Origin of the sequence: Pseudomonas oryzihabitans (assembly GCF_006384975.1) — a bacterium.
Classification (GTDB): domain Bacteria; phylum Pseudomonadota; class Gammaproteobacteria; order Pseudomonadales; family Pseudomonadaceae; genus Chryseomonas; species Chryseomonas psychrotolerans_B.
The window spans coordinates 1432798-1451474 of the sequence record NZ_CP021645.1 but is presented as its reverse complement, the minus strand read 5'-3'; the positions used below and the strand labels follow the sequence as shown (position 1 = coordinate 1451474).

General features: G+C 63.3%; 18 protein-coding genes. 6 read left to right on the top strand and 12 right to left on the bottom strand.

Going from position 1 to position 18677, the window contains the following annotated elements; all coding sequences use genetic code 11:
* Positions 1 to 5: 5 nt before the first annotated feature.
* Both CCZ28_RS06315 and cydP read right to left on the bottom strand, forming a co-directional pair.
* Positions 6 to 1619 (bottom strand): cytochrome ubiquinol oxidase subunit I, encoded by a 1614-nt coding sequence (locus tag CCZ28_RS06315; protein ID WP_140216894.1) that lies wholly within the window; start codon positions 1617 to 1619, stop codon positions 6 to 8.
* 33 nt (positions 1620 to 1652) lie between these two features.
* Positions 1653 to 1796: a cytochrome oxidase putative small subunit CydP gene (gene cydP, locus CCZ28_RS24405; RefSeq protein WP_167509218.1), complete on the bottom strand. Its 144-nt coding sequence runs from the start codon at positions 1794 to 1796 to the stop codon at positions 1653 to 1655.
* A gap of 260 nt (positions 1797 to 2056) precedes the next feature.
* On the opposite strand from cydP, the gene CCZ28_RS06310 reads away from it, so the two are divergent.
* Entirely contained in the window at positions 2057 to 2323 is a 267-nt protein-coding gene (locus CCZ28_RS06310) for a hypothetical protein (RefSeq protein ID WP_240795241.1), read from the top strand.
* 49 nt (positions 2324 to 2372) lie between these two features.
* On the opposite strand, the gene CCZ28_RS06305 is transcribed toward CCZ28_RS06310, so the two are convergent.
* The 6 genes from CCZ28_RS06305 to CCZ28_RS06285 all read right to left on the bottom strand — a co-directional run bounded on the left by CCZ28_RS06305 (position 2373) and on the right by CCZ28_RS06285 (position 8735).
* Positions 2373 to 4841, bottom strand: a complete 2469-nt coding sequence (locus CCZ28_RS06305; protein ID WP_140216892.1) for a PAS domain S-box protein — start codon at positions 4839 to 4841, stop codon at positions 2373 to 2375.
* A gap of 90 nt (positions 4842 to 4931) precedes the next feature.
* On the bottom strand, positions 4932 to 5072 hold the full coding sequence (locus CCZ28_RS24400) for a hypothetical protein (protein WP_167509217.1): 141 nt from the start codon (positions 5070 to 5072) through the stop codon (positions 4932 to 4934).
* A gap of 166 nt (positions 5073 to 5238) precedes the next feature.
* On the bottom strand, positions 5239 to 5682 hold the full coding sequence (locus CCZ28_RS06300; protein ID WP_140216890.1) for a GNAT family N-acetyltransferase: 444 nt from the start codon (positions 5680 to 5682) through the stop codon (positions 5239 to 5241).
* A gap of 194 nt (positions 5683 to 5876) precedes the next feature.
* Complete coding sequence (locus CCZ28_RS06295; protein WP_140216889.1) at positions 5877 to 6131, bottom strand: DUF2790 domain-containing protein; 255 nt, start codon at positions 6129 to 6131, stop codon at positions 5877 to 5879.
* A gap of 223 nt (positions 6132 to 6354) precedes the next feature.
* The gene (locus CCZ28_RS06290) at positions 6355 to 7086 is read right to left on the bottom strand and encodes a TrmH family RNA methyltransferase (protein WP_140216887.1); all 732 of its coding nucleotides are present in this window, start codon (positions 7084 to 7086) and stop codon (positions 6355 to 6357) included.
* Positions 7086 to 8735 carry an NAD(P)/FAD-dependent oxidoreductase gene (locus CCZ28_RS06285; protein ID WP_140216885.1) on the bottom strand — a complete coding sequence of 550 codons (1650 nt, stop codon included), beginning with the start codon at positions 8733 to 8735 and terminating at the stop codon, positions 7086 to 7088. Before CCZ28_RS06285 ends, CCZ28_RS06290 begins: the two co-directional genes overlap by 1 nt.
* 243 nt (positions 8736 to 8978) lie before the next feature.
* On the opposite strand from CCZ28_RS06285, the gene rlmE reads away from it, so the two are divergent.
* Both rlmE and CCZ28_RS06275 read left to right on the top strand, forming a co-directional pair.
* The gene (gene rlmE, locus CCZ28_RS06280) at positions 8979 to 9599 is read left to right on the top strand and encodes a 23S rRNA (uridine(2552)-2'-O)-methyltransferase RlmE (RefSeq protein ID WP_140216883.1); all 621 of its coding nucleotides are present in this window, start codon (positions 8979 to 8981) and stop codon (positions 9597 to 9599) included.
* A gap of 220 nt (positions 9600 to 9819) precedes the next feature.
* Entirely contained in the window at positions 9820 to 10641 is an 822-nt protein-coding gene (locus CCZ28_RS06275) for a GIY-YIG nuclease family protein (protein WP_140216881.1), read from the top strand.
* A 588-nt stretch (positions 10642 to 11229) separates the two neighbouring features.
* On the opposite strand, the gene CCZ28_RS06270 is transcribed toward CCZ28_RS06275, so the two are convergent.
* The 3 genes from CCZ28_RS06270 to CCZ28_RS06260 form a co-directional block, all read right to left on the bottom strand.
* Entirely contained in the window at positions 11230 to 11700 is a 471-nt protein-coding gene (locus tag CCZ28_RS06270; RefSeq protein ID WP_140216879.1) for a chemotaxis protein CheW, read from the bottom strand.
* A complete protein-coding gene (locus CCZ28_RS06265) occupies positions 11700 to 13340 on the bottom strand; it encodes a methyl-accepting chemotaxis protein (protein WP_140216878.1) in 1641 nt (546 codons plus the stop codon). Before CCZ28_RS06265 ends, CCZ28_RS06270 begins: the two co-directional genes overlap by 1 nt.
* Before the next feature lie 667 nt (positions 13341 to 14007).
* Positions 14008 to 14928 carry a LysR family transcriptional regulator gene (locus tag CCZ28_RS06260; RefSeq protein WP_240795240.1) on the bottom strand — a complete coding sequence of 307 codons (921 nt, stop codon included), beginning with the start codon at positions 14926 to 14928 and terminating at the stop codon, positions 14008 to 14010.
* 216 nt (positions 14929 to 15144) lie between these two features.
* Here CCZ28_RS06260 and CCZ28_RS06255 point away from each other — a divergent pair, with 216 nt between their 5' ends.
* Together CCZ28_RS06255 and CCZ28_RS24550 are read left to right on the top strand one after the other, a co-directional pair.
* Complete coding sequence (locus CCZ28_RS06255) at positions 15145 to 16506, top strand: MmgE/PrpD family protein (RefSeq protein WP_205894638.1); 1362 nt, start codon at positions 15145 to 15147, stop codon at positions 16504 to 16506.
* A gap of 175 nt (positions 16507 to 16681) precedes the next feature.
* Positions 16682 to 16867, top strand: a complete 186-nt coding sequence (locus tag CCZ28_RS24550; protein WP_205894637.1) for a hypothetical protein — start codon at positions 16682 to 16684, stop codon at positions 16865 to 16867.
* Positions 16868 to 16874: 7 nt separating this feature from the next.
* Here the strand turns inward: CCZ28_RS24550 and CCZ28_RS06245 are convergent, their stop codons facing one another.
* Positions 16875 to 17438 (bottom strand): DUF1993 domain-containing protein, encoded by a 564-nt coding sequence (locus tag CCZ28_RS06245; protein WP_140216874.1) that lies wholly within the window; start codon positions 17436 to 17438, stop codon positions 16875 to 16877.
* 368 nt (positions 17439 to 17806) lie between these two features.
* On the opposite strand from CCZ28_RS06245, the gene CCZ28_RS06240 reads away from it, so the two are divergent.
* Entirely contained in the window at positions 17807 to 18571 is a 765-nt protein-coding gene (locus CCZ28_RS06240; RefSeq protein ID WP_140216872.1) for an SDR family NAD(P)-dependent oxidoreductase, read from the top strand.
* Positions 18572 to 18677 lie beyond the last annotated feature (106 nt).

The window sequence follows — 18677 nt, the reverse complement described above, 5'->3', positions numbered from 1 at the left end:
TCTCCTCAGACGTTGGCCGGAGTAGCGGGTTTGGCTACGGCGGCCTGACGCAGGGCGTCGCCCACCTGGGCGGCGCGTTCGTGGAAGTAGCGGCCGGTATGCAGGCTGCTCGGGCCGCGGCGGGCGAAGCGGATCATCAGGTAGAGCTCGACGATCAACAGCAGGGTGTAGAAGGCCACCAGGGCGCCGATGGAACCCAGCAGGTCGCCCGCAGCCAGGGTCGAGGCCGACAGATGCGTGGGCAGCACCTCGCTGATGGTCCAGGGCTGGCGACCGTGCTCGGCGACCCACCAACCGGTCTGGGTGGCGATCCAGGGCAAGGGCAGGCTGATTAGCGCCCACTTCAGCAGCCAGGGCTTCTGGAGTTCGTTGCGGCGGGTCGAGGCCCAGAAGGCGCAGACGAACAGCGCCAGCATCAGCACGCCACTGGCGACCATGATGCGGAAGGTCCAGAACAGGCTGGCGACGCCGGGAATGGTGTCCAGGGCGGCCTGGCGCACCTGTTCGGGCGTGGCCGTGGTGGGATCGTTCACGTACTTCTTCAGCAGCAGGCCATAGCCGAGGTCGTGCTTGCGGGCGTCGAAGGCGGCGCGAGTGGCGGCCGTATCGTTACCGGCGCGTAGCTGCTCCAGCAGCGCATAGGCCAGGGCGCCGTTGCGGATACGCACCTCGTATTGCTTGACCAGATCCTTGATGCCGGTGACCGGCTCGGTGGTGGAGCGGGTGGCGATCAGGCCCATCAGGTAGGGGATCTTCACCGCATAGTCGGTGCGCATCTCCTGCTGGTTGGGAATGCCGAACAGGGTGAAGGAGGCGGGGGCTTCTTCGGTGTTCCATTCGGCTTCGATGGCGGCCAGCTTGACCTTCTGTACCTCGCCCACGCGATAGCCGGATTCGTCGCCCAGTACGATCACCGATAGCACCGCGGCCATGCCGAAGGCGGCGGCCACGGCGAAGGAGCGCCGGGCGAAGCCGATGTCGCGACCCTTGAGCAGGTAGTAGCTGGAGATGGCCAGCACGAAGATGGCGCCGGTGACATAGCCCGAGGCCACGGTATGGACGAACTTCACCTGGGCGACGGGATTGAGCAGCAGGGCCCCGAAGTCCGTGAGCTCCATGCGCATGGTCAGGTAGTTGAATTCGGCGCCGACCGGATTCTGCATCCAGCCATTGGCCACCAAGATCCACAGGGCCGAGAGATTCGAGCCCAGGGCCACCAGCCAGGTCACCAAGAGGTGCTGGCCCTTGGAGAGCCGATCCCAGCCGAAGAAGAATAGGCCGATCAGCGTCGATTCCAGGAAGAAGGCCATCAGGCCCTCGATGGCCAGGGGCGCGCCGAAGATGTCGCCGACGTAGTGGGAGTAATAGGCCCAGTTGGTGCCGAACTGGAACTCCATGGTCAGGCCGGTGGTGACGCCCAGGGCGAAGTTGATGCCGAACAGCTTGCCCCAGAACTGGGTCATGTCCTTGTATACCTGTTTGCCGGTCATCACATAGACCGACTCCATGATCCCCAGGATCACCACCAGCCCCAGGGTCAGGGGCACGAAGATGAAGTGATACAGCGCGGTCATGCCGAATTGCAGGCGTGACAGGTCCACGACGGATTCCGAGATCATCCCGGCAATCTCCTCAACTAAAAGAAAGGGGTACTAGTCCAGCAGGTGGGCGCTGACCGCCTGGACGGCGTCGAGCGGGACCGTGGGGGCGCTGAACCAGAGGCTCTTGATCACCATGAGCAACGCCAGCTTGAGCAGCAGGATGACCAGCAATTCCTTGACCAGGCGTCCGTTCATGGCGACCTCGCGAGCCGTGGCGCCCCTCCAGGGCGGAGTGGCGGCTGCATGCAGGATGCGCCTGCTGGCCCTGGGCAAAACTGATCCAGATCAATTGGCCAGTGGCCATCGCCTGGGGCAGGTTGTCGCAGTCGTTCAGGTAGGGTTCAGAGGGGTTAAGACGGCGTTAAGACAGCGAGGCGCACAGTGAAGCTGTCACTGACGCCAGACCGCTTCCTTGTGGCGACGCCAGGCCCGAGTCTTCGACAGGAGGAATCATCATGTCCATGAACGTCTTCAACAAGATGGCCGCCCTCGCCATGCTCAGCACTGCCAGCTATGCCGCCATGGCCAGCGAACTCAACGAGCGTCGCAACCAGGTCATCCCGCAGTCGAAGGTGGCGGAGGCGGATATCGCACCTGTCCAGCAGGTGACTCCCGTCGGTTGGGATCGCATCCTCGATTCCAAGGCCTACGGCCCGGTCTCGGTGCGTTACCAGGCACGGGCGGTCAGCCCGGACGTCTTGCGCAGCGCCGTGCTCGGCTAACGAGCTTCTGCCACGCGGTCCGCTTTTCCCGGGCGGACCGCGGCTGAGCCTAGCTTGTCAGGTGCTTGGAGGCTTCCCCCAGAATCTCCTGCAGTCGGCGTGACAACTCGTCGACGGAATAGGGTTTGTGGATCAGCTCGAAGCCCTGGGTGCCATTGGTCGCGAGGACGTGGCTGTAGCCGGAGGTCAGCAGGATGGGGAGGCTGCGATACAGCCGACGGATTTCGATGGCGAGTTCGAGGCCACTCATGCCCGGCATGACGACATCCGAAAAGACCACGTCGTAGTGGCCTGGTTGCTCGGCGAGCAGGGTCAGGGCCTGGTCGGCGTTCGCGGCCAGCACCGGGTGATAGCCCAGATCCCGCAGCGAATCGACGGCGAAGTTGCCGACTTGGACGTTGTCTTCGACCACCAGCACGCGGGCGCCATGGCCATCGGCTACCGCCTGGGCTTCGCTCACGAGCAGGGGTGCGGACTCGCCACTCGCCTGCGGTAGATAGAGGTGGAAGGTCGTACCCTGGCCGACCTCGCTCGTGACACGGATCTCTCCACCCGACTGCTTGATGAAGCCGAACACCTGGCTCAGCCCGAGCCCCGTGCCTTTGCCCACTCGCTTGGTGGTGAAGAAGGGTTCGAAGATCTGCGCGAGGTGCTCCGGGGCGATACCGCTACCATCATCCGCGATGGAAACCACTACCGACGGGGTGGCGACCGCGTGCGGGGCAGCGCTGGTGGGCATGTCGGTCACGGTCTTGACGCTGATGGTCAGGGTTCCACTCCCCTCCATGGCGTCCCGGGCATTGACCACCATGTTGACCAGCGCGGTGTCGAATTGGCCCGGATCGGCGTAGACCAGGCAGGGCTGCTCGCAGAGGTCCAGGTTGATACTGATGCGTGATCCCAGCAGCGTCCCCAGCATGTCGTGCAAGGCACGGACGTTGGCGTTCGCCGAAAACACCTCGGGTGTGAGCGCCTGGCGCCGGGCGAAGGCCAGCAACTGGCCCGTCAGCTTCGCCGCCCGATCGACCGTGGTAGAAATGGCGCCGATATAGAGGTCGCGGCGTTCCTCGTTAAGATTTGGGCGCTTGAGCAGGTCGCAGGATGACTTGATGACCGTCAGCAAGTTATTGAAATCGTGGGCCACGCCGCCGGTAAGCTGACCGATCGCCTCCATCTTCTGCGACTGGCGCAAGGCATCCTCGGCCATCGCCAGGTCCTGTGCCTGCTGCCGTTGCTGGGACACATCGCGGACCGTGGCGTAGATCAGATCGGCGTTACGCACGGCATTCCAGGACAACCACCGGTAGGAACCATCGCGGTGACGGTAGCGGTTCTCGAAACTGATCACCGGCTCCCCCTGCTGGAGATCGGCCAGCGCCTGGCGGGTGGCGACTAGGTCATCGCTGTGGACGAAGGCCATGAACGGCTGAGCCTTGAGCTCATCGATCGTCCAACCCAGCGTCATCACCCACGCCGGGTTCAGGCTGAGGAAGAAGCCCTCGAGGCTCGCCACGCACAGCGGGTCGTTCGAGCATTTCCAGATCTGATCCCGCTCGGCGGTGCGCGCCGAGACCTGGCGTTCCAGGTCGTCGTTGAGCGTCGCGATCGCCTCGGCCCTGGCCTGCTGCTCCCGCTGGGCAAGGACGCGAGCGCTGATATCGCGTGAGATGCAGACGATCTTCAGTTGGTCGGTACCGGCAACCTCGAAAGGCGAGCAGGAGACTTCCCACCAGCGTGGCTCGCCCTGGGCGGTGGGGCAGAAGCCCTCGATGCGAGTGGTCTGGCCCTGGCCGGCCCGCTCGATGGCCTGCCTGATCTTCCAGCGTTCCTCAGCCGGCCATAGCGAGGCGTACTCGATCCCCACCATTTGATCCTCGGACTGCAGCTGGAAGAGTTCCAGACCCTGGAGGTTGATGAATTCGACGTAACCCTCGGCCGAGAAAATCTTCACGCAATCCAGGCTGGCCTTGAGCAAGCTGCGGGAAAAGGCTTCGCTGTGCAGGACATTGCGGGCTGCGCGGAAGCGCCGCTGCGCACCGATCTCCAGGGCGATCATGCCGGCGAACAACTCGAGGGCCGGCAGAATCTCGGGGCTGCTCGGTCGGGCCGGCTGGGGGTCGATGGCACACAGGGTGCCGAAGAAGCTGCCATCGTCCAGCACGATGGGTACGGAAATATAGCTGCGTAGACCGTACTGCCTGGGTGTGTGATGGTCGCGGTAGAGGGCGTCCTGCGCCACGTCGTCGATCACGACGGGCCGGAGATGGTCGCGGATCTCGTCGCAAATCGTCGATTCGACCGTCAGCTCGCCACCGGGCTCGAGGCCGAAGCCGATATGGTCGAGCGTGCTGCAGGCGATCCAGCGGTCATCGGTCACCCGGGCCACGGCGGCGAAGCCCATGCCCGTCATCCGGCACACCACTTCCAGGATCTTGGGAACCGCGGCGATTTCCCCGATCAGGTCGACATCGTCGTCGAGGCTGTACGCAGGGACGGGAGGTGGGATCAGGGTGCTCATCGGGCCGCTCGTACGTTGCCCGGGCCGGGCAGTAGGTTGGGTAGCGAGCGACAGGGTGACGTCTCCAGGTTGCCGCGCTAGAGGCGCTCGTCACAGGCCGTGCCCGGCCAGTATACCGGTCACCCAAGCGGCGCGGTCGAACATGCCGTTGCAATAAGGAGAGCCGTCGGCAAATACGACGAACGGCCGCGGACGGAGCACGCCGTCGAAACCGTTCTGGACCAGATCCACCTGGCGATCCGTGCTGACAGCTCGAACCCCATTGCTGGTGCGTCTGGAACCCCTGCGGCAGTGTGGGAATCACGACGGTCTTCGCCAGCTCCGTCGGTGCCGGTCCAGGTGCTGGTGCCCATACGGGAGCCGCGGTTGGCGAACGCCAACCCGCGCTAGAGCGTCGTCACTCGAGCTTGGGTTGGCGGACATAATGGATATCCCACTCGGACTCAGCCACCTGCACAAAACCGTGGCGCCGATAGAAATGGTTGGCGTCGCTACCCCGCAATGCGCCCAGCCGAAGCGGCAGGCGGCGAGCATCGGCGTCGGCCATGACCTCTTGAAGCACCGCGCTGCCAATGCACTTCGCCTGATGCTCAGGCAGGACGTACAGGTGATCGAGATACAGGTGGTCGGGAAAAGGACGGACGACGAAAAAGCCCACTCGAACGCCATCGGCCTCGATGAACCGGCAGAGCTCGGGTTCGAAGGCGGCCAGGAAGCGCTCCCTGGCTCGTTGCGGATCGAATCTTCCAACCCGCTCCAGACTCTCGCGCATGGCGGCAACGCGAATGTCCGCCAGGGGCTGCGCATCGCATAACGCGGTCGGTATGAAAGCAAGGTTCATGGGGGTGCTGGCTCTGGTATGTCCTGGGGGCTCGCCGTTGGAGGGGCAGCCAAGTCGAGGGTTATACATCCTTCCCTTGGTCGCCGGTAGGAGCGCGGGTTCGAGCTACAGGTCCAGTGCCGGGAGCTGCTGGAACAGGCGCGGACCGCCGTCCTTGGCAAGCTTCCAGGCGAGAGCAGCCACGGGTAGCGATTTCAGTTGTCGTTGTGGCAACCATAGCCATACACGAGATAGTCCATCACGTGCTCCCGGCCGCTGTGATCCAGGTAGTCGAGGCGAGCCGGGACGATACCGCAGCGGTTGGTCAGATCGGTTTGGCTGATGACCTTGTCGATGTCGAGGTGGACGAAGAAGCCGGGCTCGTCGTGGATCGGGGCGGAGCTGGTGGTATCGGCCAGGGCGGAGCCGGTAATGAGCAGTCCAAGGAGGCCGAGAATGAGCGCTTTCATGGTGAGTCCTCTTGAGTGGGGCAGCGTGTTGCTGACCGGGCCACTGTAGGAGGGCAGGGGGGACGCCAGGCTGACGGGCGGATTACAAATCCGTCATGGACGCTGCCTCGACGCTCGTCAGGAGCGTCGAGGTACCGGTCCACACCAAGAACCGCCTGGTTGCCGCTATGACGGCAAGCGTAGGTGCTTGGCTGCACTCAGGTCCAAAGCTCGGCAGATCCGTCTACCGACTCAGCTCATAGGCGCACATGTTCACCGTGGCGGCCAGATTCAAGGATTCGATGGCCCCTGAGCCGGTGATGGTGAAGGGCTGGGCATTCAGCGCCCTGAGCTGTTCCCGGGGTACGCCGCGCGCTTCGTTGCCGAAGAGGTAGCAGTCGAAGGCCTTGAAGCCCGCCGCCTGGACGGGCTCGCCCTGCATGTCCAGGCAGGCGATGCGGGGGAAGCGCTGCGGCAAGCCGTCGAGTTCGACGTCGAGCTCCAGTGGCGTGTGGAAGATGGCGCCCATGCTGGCGCGGACCACCTTGGGATTGTAGGGGTCGACGCTGCCCGGACTGAGCAGGCAGCGAAAGCGCCCGAACCAGGCCAGGGTGCGCAGGATGGTACCCAGGTTGCCGGGGTCCTGGATCTCGTGCAGGTAGAAGGCGCGCTCGCTGGCAGCGGAGGCGGCCACGGCCTGCTCGGTCGAGGGTAGGGGCACCACGGCGATGATGCCCTGCGGCGTCTTGGTATCGGCGATCTGCGCCATCTGCCGGTCGCTGATCAGGTGCGTGCGGAACGGACTCTGCCAGTGCTCGTAGGCGGCGGTCACGTAAAGCTCCGCGCGCTGCAGCTGCGGATTCTGCAGCGCGGCCTTTTGCAGCTCCAGCGCCAGATGCTCGCCCTCCACCAGGAAATGACCGAATTCGGCGCGGTACTTCTTCTGGTGGAGCTTCTTGATGTCGTCGAGCTTCATCAGCCAGCGGCCCGGGCTAGCGGGGCGTCCTGCGCGTCGCCTTCCGCGAGCATCGCCTTGGCCAGCGCCTCGGCCACCTTGATGCCGTCCACGCCCGCGGAGAGGATGCCGCCGGCGTAACCGGCGCCTTCACCCGCGGGATAGAGGCCGCGCAGATTGAGGCTCTGCAGCGTCTCGTGATCACGGGTGATACGCACCGGCGAAGAGGTACGGGTCTCGATGCCGGTCAGGATGGCGTCATGGCGGTCGAAGCCGCGGATCTGCTTGCCGAAGGCCGGCAGCGCCTCGCGAATGGCCTCGATGGCGTAGGCGGGCAGCGATGGCGCCAGGTCGCCCAGGCGCACGCCGGGCTTGTAGGAGGGCTCGACCTCGCCGAATTCGGTGGAAGGCACGCCGCGGATGAAGTCGCCGACCAACTGGCCGGGCGCGCAGTAGTCGCTACCGCCCAGCTCGTAGGCGCGCGATTCCAGGCGCTCCTGCAACTCGACACCGGCCAGCGGATCGCCGGGGAAGTCCTGCTCGGGATTGATGCCCACCACGATACCGGAGTTGGCGTTGCGCTCGTTGCGCGAGTACTGGCTCATGCCGTTGGTGACGACGCGGCCCGGCTCGGAGGTAGCGGCCACCACGGTGCCGCCCGGACACATGCAGAAGCTGTACACGGCGCGGCCATTCTTGGCGTGATAGACCACCTTGTAGTCGGCGGCGCCCAGTTCCGGGTGGCCGGCGTACTTGCCCAGGCGGGCCTCGTCGATCATGCCCTGGGGGTGTTCGATGCGGAAGCCGATGGCGAAGGGCTTGGCCTCGATGAACACGCCCTGGCGGTGCAGCATGCGGAAGGTGTCGCGGGAGCTGTGGCCCAGCGCGAGCACCACATGGCGGCTGTGCAGGGTTTCGCCATTGGCGAGCACCACGCCTTCGAGCTGGTCTCCGTCGATCAAGAGATCGGTCACCTTGCTTTCGAAGCGGACTTCACCGCCGAGGGCGATGATTTCCTCACGCATGGCCGCCACCACCCCGGTGAGGCGGAAGGTGCCGATGTGCGGCTTGCTGACGTAGAGGATCTCTTCCGGCGCGCCGGCGCGGACGAATTCGTGCATCACCTTGCGCGCGTAGAACTTCGGGTCCTTGATCTGGCTGTAGAGCTTGCCATCGGAAAACAGTCCCGCCCCGCCTTCGCCGAATTGCACGTTGGATTCGGGCGTCAGCACCTTCTTGCGCCATAGGGCCCAGGTGTCCTTGGTGCGACTGCGCACGTCCTTGCCGCGTTCGAGCACGATGGGCTTGAAGCCCATTTGGGCGAGCAGCAGGGCGGTGAACAGGCCGCAGGGGCCAAAGCCCACGACCAGGGGGCGCTCGGTCAGATTGGCCGGCGCCTGGCCGACCGGGTAGTAGCCGGTGTCCGGGGCGGGGCGCACTTGGGGATCTTGGGCAAAGCGCGCCAGCACCGCCGCCTCGTCGCGTACTTCCAGGTCGATGATGTAGATGAACAGGATGACGCTGTTCTTCTTGCGCGCATCGTAGCTGCGCTTGAACACGGTGAAATCGAGGAGGTCCGCGTCGCGCAGGTTCAGGCGGGCGACGATGGCCTGGCGCAATTCGGCGGGGGTGTGATCGAGCGGCAGGGACAGTTCGTTGATGCGAATCATGACAATAATCCTGGCCGGTGACTCCGGCAAAGGAGGGAGAAGAAGGGGAAGGGCGGCGATTGTACCCGGCGGCCCCGGCCCTGTCAGGCCAGGACGATGGGCGCTCCACTGGGCGGCCTGGCGGTCGTTCCGGCGATCCCCGATTCGTCCCGGCGCGTTATCGGCTTATAATCGCCGCCACTTCGCGGCCGACCGGCTTGGTTTTGCGTCCGCTTCTCTCCCGATTTCCGTGGTAGCTCCAACATGAAACGATCCAAAAGCAGCCGTCGGTGGCTGGATGAACACGTCAACGATCCCTTCGTGAAACGCGCTCAGAAAGACGGCCTGCGCTCGCGCTCCAGCTACAAGCTGATCGAGCTCAACGAGAAGGACAAGCTGATCCGCCCCGGCATGCTGGTCATGGATCTGGGCTCGGCTCCCGGCGGCTGGTCGCAGGTGGCGGGCGGCATCGTCGGCGACAAGGGTCGCGTGGTGGCGACCGACATCCTGCCGATGGGCGCCCTCGACAACGTCGACTTCGTGCAGGGCGACTTCACCGACGATGGCGTCTTCCAGAAGATCCTCGGCGTGCTCGATGGCCGGCAACCCGATCTGATCGTGTCCGACATCGCCCCCAACATCAGTGGTGTCGCAGCGGCCGACCAGGCGGCTGCCATGTACCTGGTCGAGCTGACCCTCGACATGGTGCGCCAGGTGCTCAAGCCGGGCGGCAACTACGTGGTCAAGGTGTTCCAGGGCGAAGGCTCCGATGACTTCCTCAAGGACGTGCGCAGCTCCTTCGAGAAGGTATCGATCCGCAAGCCCGAGGCCTCGCGACCCCGTTCGCGCGAGGTCTATCTGGTGGGCAAGGGCTTCAAGGGCTGAGGCAACTCCGCTTCCATCGGCTCGATTCGCCGTTCATACCTCTTCTCCTCAGATAGACCCGGAATGGCCGGGCTGTCGATGGCCACCTGTGTCGCAGTGAACCCTGACACCTTGTACGGTCGAGTCTGAAACGGATTCGTGGCAATGGCACGAATCAACAGCCCGAGCGCCTGGATCGGCGTTGTGGACACCTCTTACCCTATTTGCAATGGAAGGCGACATGCTGCTGTTCGATCTACTCAAGCTCTGGGAACCTGGCTTCACTGCCAAGAACGCCAAGGTTCACCTTGCCAGGCACAACGGTAAGGAACACCCGCTGGACGTCTTTCTCGAGGGGCGATTCGACGGCTGGCAATCCTGGCAGACGCAGCGCAATTTTCAAAAGGAGTTTGTCGTCTCGCTGATACAGGCCGGTCGTCCGACGCGGTGGTTGTTTGCGGGACTGTTCCGCAAAATTGGCAGTACTCCACACACCGAGCCTCGCCCTCACTACCTCTATGAGCTCGAACGGATAGAGGCAGCCGAGGAATGGGTGGGTCGACTCTATTTGGACAGCCAGTATAAAGAGCGCCATTCCTATCCGCTTGGTACGACCCTGGCCAACGATTTGGTTGTCAGCGAGCTGCTATCCAAGCGGCTGACCATCGGCGACTTCCCAGGCTATAAGTCCGTTAATTTGACGAAGGAGCATCTCGATATTGTGGTTCGCCAAGACATTTCGACGTGGCGATCTGCCTTATCCAGCGTCAAAGGCATCTACCTGATCACCGACAGTGCCACTGGGAAGCTTTATGTAGGCAAAGCTGACGGGGAAGACGGGATATGGGGACGTTGGTGCACATACGCTGCAACTACCCACGGGGGTAATGTCGCCTTGAGGCAGGAATTCGGAATCGAGGCAGTCCCGGAGCGGAAATATGATCTTCGATTCTCGATACTGGAAATCGCTGACCTACATGCAATGAGTCACGAAATATCGGCACGGGAAAATCATTGGAAGGAAGTCTTGTTGACCCGCTTGCATGGCTACAACCTGAATTGAGGTCAGGTGCGTCATTGAATTAGAAAAAGTCATGAGTGCTCGTCAAGGTGTCGTTATAAAACGGGGCTCGATGACAGTGCTGTTTCCCCTGGATTGGCGAGTAACGTTGGCCATTATCGAGCCGTTTGCGAAATGCTGTGCTCTGCAGCCGCTCGGCGAGCACTAAGGCCAGCCATCGCGCGACACTGAACACTGCCCTGATACGCCGTGATCAAAAGGTGTCTCGTTCCCGTTGGCGAAGCCTGTCCACGCGGGTGGGCCAGTTAGAAGCTGCTCGCTCCGTGCAGCTCGGTCATTGAGGCCGGTACCGCGGAGATGTGCGCACCACGGCCACCTGGCTGAGAGGTGAGCGCACGGTCGAGTTCGGAGGCGCGCCTGAGCTCGAAGTCGGTATGGTGACAGGCGTTCAGCAGGTTGGCATACGTACAGTAGCGCGTAGAAAGGGCATCGACGCCGACAGCGCCGGGCGCACTGCCGTGGTCGGTTAAAGGCGAGACGACTGCCCACCTTACTGCCGCGCCCTGTTCTGGCTATCGCGGGCGGCCTGACGCCAAGGCGCCAAGGCTATCCGGCGCCGGAGATTTGGGATCAGGCAGCTGTTGCGGCGGCAAGCTGCGTGAGTTCGTCTTCGCCCAGTACCCGCTCCATGTCGAGCAGGACGACGAAGCCCGCTCCTTGCTTGGTCATGCCCGAGATGTAGTCGGTGCGGATCGAGGCCCCGAAGCGTGGGGCCGGCTCGATGCCGTCGGCGGCGATCTCCAGCACCTCGCAGACGGCGTCGACGACGATGCCGAACAACTGGGCCGCGCCGTGGACCTGGGTCTCCAGGACCACGATGCAACTGCGCCTCAGGGTCTCGGTCACCTGGTCATGAAAGCGCACACCGAGGTCCATCACCGGTACGGCGGCGCCGCGCAGGTTGATGACGCCGCGGAGCGCGGGCGGCAGCAGGGGGACCGTCGTGACCGCGCCATACTCGATAATCTCCCGCACGCAACCGGTATTCACCCCATAGCGCTCGTTGCCGAGCTGGAAGATGAGGAACTGACGGGAAAGCATCAGGCATGCTCCTCGAAACGGGCGAAGCCGGCCGGCACGCCGCCCAGAGGGGCGCGCCGCGCGGTGTCGAGGGACGATGCCGGCTTCGACCGCTTGGGTGCGGCGGCTTCCAGCGGTTTCGCGGTGAGTGAGCTGCTGAGGGTGAAGTATTCCATCAGCTGCTGGAGCTGCTCGGCCTGGCTGCTCATCTCTTCGGCGGTGGCGGCCAGCTCCTCGGACGCCGAGGCGTTTTGCTGGGTGACCTGGCTCAGTTGCAGCATGGCGCTGTTGATCTGGCCGACGCCGGCACTCTGTTCTTCCGAGGCGGCGGTGATTTCCTGTACCAGATCGGAGGTCTTGTTGATGGAGGGCACCATCTCGTCCAGCAAAGCTCCGGCGCGTTCGGCCAGGGCCACGCTGCCCTGGGCGACGTTACCGATCTCCTGGGCGGCGATCTGGCTGCGTTCCGCCAGCTTGCGCACCTCGGCGGCCACCACGGCGAAGCCCTTGCCATGCTCGCCGGCCCGGGCCGCTTCGATGGCGGCGTTGAGCGCCAGCAGATTGGTCTGATAGGCAATGTCGTCGATGATGCCGATCTTGTCGGCGATGGTCTTCATGGCGGTCAGGGTCTGGCTGACCGCCTGGCCCCCTTCGTTCGCCTCGCTCGCGGCCTTGCCGGCCATGCCGTCGGTGACCTTGGCGTTCTCGGTGTTCTGGGCGATGGAGGCCGACATCTCTTCGATGCTGGCGCTGGTTTCCTCGACCGAGGCCGCCTGTTCGGTGCTGGCCTGGCTGATGCTCTGAGCCGTGGCGGAGATCTCTTCCGAGGCACTGGCCAGGCCATCGGAGGCGCTGCGTACGTCGCTGATGATCTGCGCCAGGCGCTGGCTCATGCCGTCCATGGCGCGTAGCAGCGCGGCGGTTTCATCGCGGCCTTCGGCTTCGATGCGCTGGGTCAGGTCACCGGCCGCCAGGCGATCGGCAATGACCACCGCAGCACCCAGCGGGCGGGTGATGCTGCGACTCATCAGGAAGCCGAGCAGGATGCCGAAGGCCACCCCGATGGCGATGATGCCGATCAGCATGACTCGGCTATGCTCATAGAGCTGGTCGGTCAGGTCGTTGGCGTCACTGGCGTTCTGCTCCTTGCGCTTGGACAGCTCGTCCATCAGCGCACCCACCTGGTCACCGTAGTGCCGCACGCTGGCGAGCTGGTCGTCCAGCACCGGATTGGCTTCACGCAGCGTCTGGCCTTGGGCGGTCGCCATGGCTTGATCCAGGCGGTTGGCATAGCTGTTGAGCAGTTCGTCGATCTGCCGGAAGTTGTTCGCCGAGGCCTCACTGGTGAACAGCGGTCGGGCCTTGGCCAGATAATCCCGTACGTTCGCCAGCCCCTGTTTGACTTCCGCCTGGGCGCGGGTGCGGTCTCCGTCATTGGTGGCCAACAGGTAATTACCGCGGGCACGGCCTATGACGACGAGGTTCAGATTGGCTTCCTTGATATAGGAAAGCCCGAGCAATTCGCGTTGATAGAGTTGCGTCGCCAGATCATTGATCTGGCCACTGTTATTGAGTCCTACCATCCCGACCACGAGGCTAATAGCCGCGACGGCGATAAAGGACACGATTAGCCGAGTGCCAATCCGGAAATTCTTGAACATGGAGTGCTCCTACTGAGAACGACTGGTGATCGAGACCAGTCAAGACCGACGGCGGAAAAGCGGCGTCAATAGTCAGTCTTTCGGATTGAGAGACCTTAAATTTATAGTGGCCTTGGGCCATGGGATGAATGGCAGATACTTATCGAAGTTGCGCTGGATTAGTCCGATAAAGGTTTTCGCGCTTGCGGCGAAGACCTGCCAAAGATGCGGCGGGCTTGACGGGTGTGCGCTGGCCTCATCTCTGAAAGCCAGGTGCGGAGCGGCCTGTAGGCGGGTGGGGCGGCTCGACCGCAAAGGGAAATCTATCGATGTATACCCTGGGATATCGAGGCACTGCTGAATAAGGCATGAACGAGGGACGGCTGTTGCTATATCGCCGCTTCGCCTGAGTTGCAGATGAAGTTTCCTAAGGGGAGTGATCCATTGATGACGCGACGAATCAGCGCGGGAAGGGCGGTGCTAGAGCGGTCTATCCTGGCTTAGTTCTATGCTAAAGATATCTGGCTTGCTGAGGTGAAAGTTGCAAAGTTACTGCCAATTGCATCCGGAAAGTCGTTGCTGACTGAGATGATTAAGGTCTTGCCACTAGAGAATTCTGAATAAGTTAGATAGGCATAGTTAAAATATCAGCGCCGTTACTAAGGTCTCGGCGCTATTGATGGATATATCAATGGGTAGGAAGGCGTCCGGCAGCCAAACCCCGTTGCCTGAGCAGGTCGCACAGGCGCTGCGCGGCAGGGCTGAGGAGTTGACCATGACGAGTGATAAGGCCCAGCGAGCGGGTGATCGCAGGCTCGCTCAGAGGCACGGCCACTAGGTAGGAATCGAGCGCACTGGCCGGAATGGCCAGGCGCGGCACCGTGGCAACACCCAGGCCGGCGGCCACCAGATCGATGACGGTGCGGACATGCCGCGCTTCCAGGACCGGCTTGGGTAGATCAGGAATCCGGGCCAGGGCCAGGTCCAGCAGCATGCGATTACCGCTGGCCTTGTTGACCGCGATGTAGCTATGGCTAGCCAATTCCGCCCAGCGCACCGATGCGCAGGTAGCCAAGGGGTGACTCCTGGGGCAGACCAGCACGAAGTCATCCTCGTGCAGCGGCTCGAACACGAGATTGCCCTCCTGCGCACCCAGGTAGTTGATCCCGAAATCCGCTTCGCCACGGGTCACCCGGGTCAGGACATCGCTGGCCCCTTCGTCCATCACGCGCACCAGGATGCCCGGGTACTGCCGCTGATACTGCTTGAGCACCTCTGGCAATTGGTTGATCACCGTGGGTACGCAGGCGAGGGTGACCTCACCGGTCAGCCGATTGGCGGCGTCGGTCACGTCGAGCAGGGATTCGTCGAAGTCGTTCAGTACCTGGCGCGCCCGACCCAGAAAGGCGCGACCGGGGGCGCTGAGTTCGATGCGTCTCGTGGTCCGGTTGAGCAGCCGTACGCCCAGGCTGTTTTCGAGCTTGAGTATGCGCCGGGAAAGGGCAGGTTGAGACAGGTACAACTCCCGGGCGGCGGCGGCGAAGCTGCCGAGATCGGCCACCGCGACAAAGGCGCGTAGATCGCCTATCTCGACATTCATGTTTTTCATGCATGAGCCCATTCGATAAATGCAGTTAAGTTTAGTCGCCTGGTGATCCATGCTCCAAGGGCGCGCATCTCTCCCTTCAAAACCAATAATTCGGAGCTTTGCATGATTCCCATGAACCGCCGCAGTCTGCTGAAAATCGGCGCTCTCGCCTCGGCAGCTGCCGCTTCACCGCGCTGGGTAGGGGCCACCGAAGCCAGCGCCACAGGTAAGGCAACCATGACGTCAGCTGAGGGCAAAGGCACTACGCACATCCTGGCCAGCTACCTCGTAAAGGCTCGCTACGAGGATCTGCCACCGGCCGTGCGCAAGGAAGGCGTACGCACCTTGCTCAACTGGGTGGGCGTCGCCGTCGGTGGCTCGCAACATGAGACGGTCGCGCGTGCACTCCGCGCGCTCGGGCCCTTCTCGGGGCCCGAACAGGCCAGCCTGCTGGGGCGGACCGAGCGGCTGGATATCATGAATACGGCCTTTCTCAATGGGGTGGCCAGCCATATCTTCGATTATGACGACACCCACCTGAAGACCATCATCCATCCCGCCGGGCCGGTGGTATCGGCCATTCTGGCGCTGTCCGAGTACCGGCCGGTAAGGGGGCGGGAGTTTCTGAATGCGCTGGTACTGGGTGTCGAAACCGAGTGCCGTATCGGCAATGCGGTCTATCCGAATCACTACGACGTGGGTTGGCACATCACCGGCACGGCCGGCGTGTTCGGTGCCGCGGCCGCCGCGGGTAAGTTGCTGGGCCTGAGCGAGCAGCAGCTGGTCTGGGCGCTGGGCCTGGCCGCGTCGCAGCCGGTTGGCCTGCGCGAATCCTTCGGCTCCATGAACAAGAGCTTCAATCCCGGCCGGGCCGCCAGCAATGGCCTCTTCGCCGCGCTACTGGCCGCGCAGGATTTCACCAGTTCAGACGGAATGCTCGAAGCGAAGCGCGGTTGGGCCCATACCATCAGCACCAAGCAGGACTTAGCCGAGATCACCGAGGGCCTGGGCACTCGCTACGAAGCGGCGCTCAACACCTACAAGCCGTTCGCCTGCGGCATCGTCATCCATCCGGCGTTGGATGCGGCCATCCAGTTGCGCAACAGGTATCAGCTCAAACCCGAGCAGATCGCCGAGGTTCGCTTGCGCGTCCATCCACTGGTGCTGGAGCTGACCGGCAAGCAGACCCCGCAGACCGGGCTGGAAGGCAAGTTCAGCATCTACCACTCCGTCGCCATCGCCCTGATCCAGGGCGCGGCGGGCGAACGCCAATACAGCGATCAGGCCGTCCAGGACCCTGCCGTGTTGGCGCTCCGATCCAAGGTGGTGGCCACCGTCGACCCTGAGATCAAGCCGCAGCAAGTGGACATGACCATCGTATTGAACGACGGTCGCCAGTTGCACCAGTACATCCAGCACGCCATCGGCAGCGTGGAAGTACCCATGACCGATGAGCAACTGGCAGCCAAGTTCAGTGACCTGGCCGAAGGCATCCTGCCCAGGCAGCAGACCCAGGCGCTGATGGAAACCTGCTGGCAGGTGGAGCAACTGGCGGACGCGAGCCAGATCGCCCGGGCGGCCAGGCGCAGTACCACCTAAGGGGAGAGCTACCAGGGGTTCGATTTCCTACCGGACATTGAGCCCCGTGCCTATGGCGGTCTCTACGAATTCCGCACCTACCGGCTCAAACCCGGCGGCCTGCCGCCCACGCTCGCCGCCTGGCGGGCTGCGCTGGAGCCGGCCAAGGCCTATACCAGAGCATCTGGTGATCAATATGATCGCCCTCGATGGGCCACCGCGTATCACGCACATCTGGGGTTTCGAGTCCATCCAACAGCGCTTCGATTTGCGGACAGCACACTATGTGGCGGGGCTGTGGCCGCCCAAGGGCGCCCCCGAGCAGATCGATCAGGCGACGTCCATGATCGCCCTGGCCGGTGAGTATTCGCCTCTGCGTTGAAGTTGGATCAGGTCGGCGCGACGCCAGGGCGCAGGTAGGGCAGCATATGGGCGACGTAGTCGGCCTTGCCCAGCTCGATGCCCTCGGCACGCAGGATCGCGTAGGCCGTCATCACATGGAAATAGAACTGCGACAGCGCCCAATCGCGCACGTACTGCTCCGCCGAAAAATCGAACACCAGGCCCTGCGGCAGTTCATGGGCCAGGGGCGTTCCCTCGGCGACTGGTGTCTGCTCAGCCACCGTACGCTGTAACTCTGCCAGCGTTTCGCTGATCCGCGCTTGGGCCTGGGCGAGCGAGCCGGGCTGCTCGGCGGCGTGGCGGCCCTCATCGAGCAGGGTCGTCAGCGAGGGCGGAAAGGCCTGGCCATGCAGGCGGAAAACCCCTTCCTGAGCCTGGACGCAGGCAAAGCGCACCTGGGTGGCGAGCGGGAACATGTCGGGCGCCAGGCGCGCCACCAGCAGCGCTTCGGCAGCACCCTCAGGTCGCTGGGCCTCGGCCTTGTCGAGCCAGGCCGACAGGGCTTGGAGCATATGGGTGTAGGTGGGGACGAGGATATCGGTGAGCGTCATGGCGTTGTCCTAGGTTGTAGCGATCTCGGGGCGGGCTAGGCTCAAGCAAGGCCTGATCGTACGCCTCATCCGCTACCTTCGTTTGACAGCGAGTGCTGGATAGGGTGCCTGGTTGGGACGTCGCGCTCGCGACCTACTGTGGCTTGGCTAGCCTGGTCAAGCCCCAGCCTGAACGGTCGGGTCGTCCACGAGGTTCCCTTGGCGCGGATGGTCCGCCCGCGGCGCTCAATTACGGCCTGGATTCAAGAATATTTCTTTAGGATTCAAAGGTTTGACTGCCCATATATCCCCTGGCATATGGACGCTCCGGTTCGCTGGCCCTTAGTTTTCGATCCATCGGCTCAGCCTCGGACTATCAGGAAAGCACCATGGGACGCCTTGCAGGAAAAGTCGCTTTGATCACCGGTGGCGCAGGCGGCTGCGGCCTCTCGGCAGCCGAACTCTTCGCCCGCGAAGGCGCCAGGGTCGCCATTCTCGACCTGCCGAGCAGCGACGGCGCCGCCGTGGCTGAACGCATCAGCGCTGCGGGCGGTAGCGTCTGCTTCGTGGCCGCGGACGTCTCCGTGGCCGACCAGGTCCACGCCGCCGTCGCTCAGGTGGAGCAGCGCTTCGGCGCGATCACCGTACTGATGAATCATGCCGGCACCATCCATGTGGGCCCCTTTCTGGAAACCGGGGAGGACGACTGGGATCGGTTGATGGCGATCAACGTCAAGAGCATGTTTCTGGTGTCCCGTGCCGTCCTGCCGGGGATGATCGCCGCCGGGGGCGGCAGCGTGATTTGCACCTCGTCGATCTCTGGAGTCGTCGGTACACCGATGGAGGTGCTCTATTGCACCACTAAGGGTGCCTGCCACATGTTCGCCCGGGCGCTAGCCGTGGAGTTCCGCGACCGCAACATCCGTAGCAACGCCATCTGCCCTGGCTTCATCGGTACCGCCCATGGCCGTCGCGAACTCGACCTGTTGCGCGAGCACGGTACCGAGATATCCGACGCGACCCTGGCGGGAATGCAGGGGCGCCTGTGCGATCCAGCGGAAGTAGCGTCAGCCGCGTTGTTCCTCGCCAGCGATGATTCCAGCTTCGTTAACGGTACCCATTTGTTCGTCGATAACGCCTACACCGCGGCTTGAGAACCTGTTCGAGCTCTGACCATAGTGAGCCCGCGCCCCCAGCTCATAACAAGGCGCGGCTTCCCAGCACCTGATACTGCCAAACCAAAAAACCTAGAACACTCTT

Bases quoted from the DNA above. Each gene is read 5' to 3' on its own strand.
- CCZ28_RS06315 (WP_140216894.1), bottom strand. From the start codon at position 1,619: ATGATCTCGGAATCCGTCGTGGACCTGTCACGCCTGCAATTCGGCATG.
- cydP (WP_167509218.1), bottom strand. From the start codon at position 1,796: ATGAACGGACGCCTGGTCAAGGAATTGCTGGTCATCCTGCTGCTCAAG.
- CCZ28_RS06310 (WP_240795241.1), top strand. From the start codon at position 2,057: ATGTCCATGAACGTCTTCAACAAGATGGCCGCCCTCGCCATGCTCAGC.
- CCZ28_RS06305 (WP_140216892.1), bottom strand. From the start codon at position 4,841: ATGAGCACCCTGATCCCACCTCCCGTCCCTGCGTACAGCCTCGACGAC.
- CCZ28_RS06300 (WP_140216890.1), bottom strand. From the start codon at position 5,682: ATGAACCTTGCTTTCATACCGACCGCGTTATGCGATGCGCAGCCCCTG.
- CCZ28_RS06295 (WP_140216889.1), bottom strand. From the start codon at position 6,131: ATGAAAGCGCTCATTCTCGGCCTCCTTGGACTGCTCATTACCGGCTCC.
- CCZ28_RS06290 (WP_140216887.1), bottom strand. From the start codon at position 7,086: ATGAAGCTCGACGACATCAAGAAGCTCCACCAGAAGAAGTACCGCGCC.
- CCZ28_RS06285 (WP_140216885.1), bottom strand. From the start codon at position 8,735: ATGATTCGCATCAACGAACTGTCCCTGCCGCTCGATCACACCCCCGCC.
- rlmE (WP_140216883.1), top strand. From the start codon at position 8,979: ATGAAACGATCCAAAAGCAGCCGTCGGTGGCTGGATGAACACGTCAAC.
- CCZ28_RS06275 (WP_140216881.1), top strand. From the start codon at position 9,820: ATGCTGCTGTTCGATCTACTCAAGCTCTGGGAACCTGGCTTCACTGCC.
- CCZ28_RS06270 (WP_140216879.1), bottom strand. From the start codon at position 11,700: ATGCTTTCCCGTCAGTTCCTCATCTTCCAGCTCGGCAACGAGCGCTAT.
- CCZ28_RS06265 (WP_140216878.1), bottom strand. From the start codon at position 13,340: ATGTTCAAGAATTTCCGGATTGGCACTCGGCTAATCGTGTCCTTTATC.
- CCZ28_RS06260 (WP_240795240.1), bottom strand. From the start codon at position 14,928: ATGAAAAACATGAATGTCGAGATAGGCGATCTACGCGCCTTTGTCGCG.
- CCZ28_RS06255 (WP_205894638.1), top strand. From the start codon at position 15,145: ATGACGTCAGCTGAGGGCAAAGGCACTACGCACATCCTGGCCAGCTAC.
- CCZ28_RS24550 (WP_205894637.1), top strand. From the start codon at position 16,682: ATGATCGCCCTCGATGGGCCACCGCGTATCACGCACATCTGGGGTTTC.
- CCZ28_RS06245 (WP_140216874.1), bottom strand. From the start codon at position 17,438: ATGACGCTCACCGATATCCTCGTCCCCACCTACACCCATATGCTCCAA.
- CCZ28_RS06240 (WP_140216872.1), top strand. From the start codon at position 17,807: ATGGGACGCCTTGCAGGAAAAGTCGCTTTGATCACCGGTGGCGCAGGC.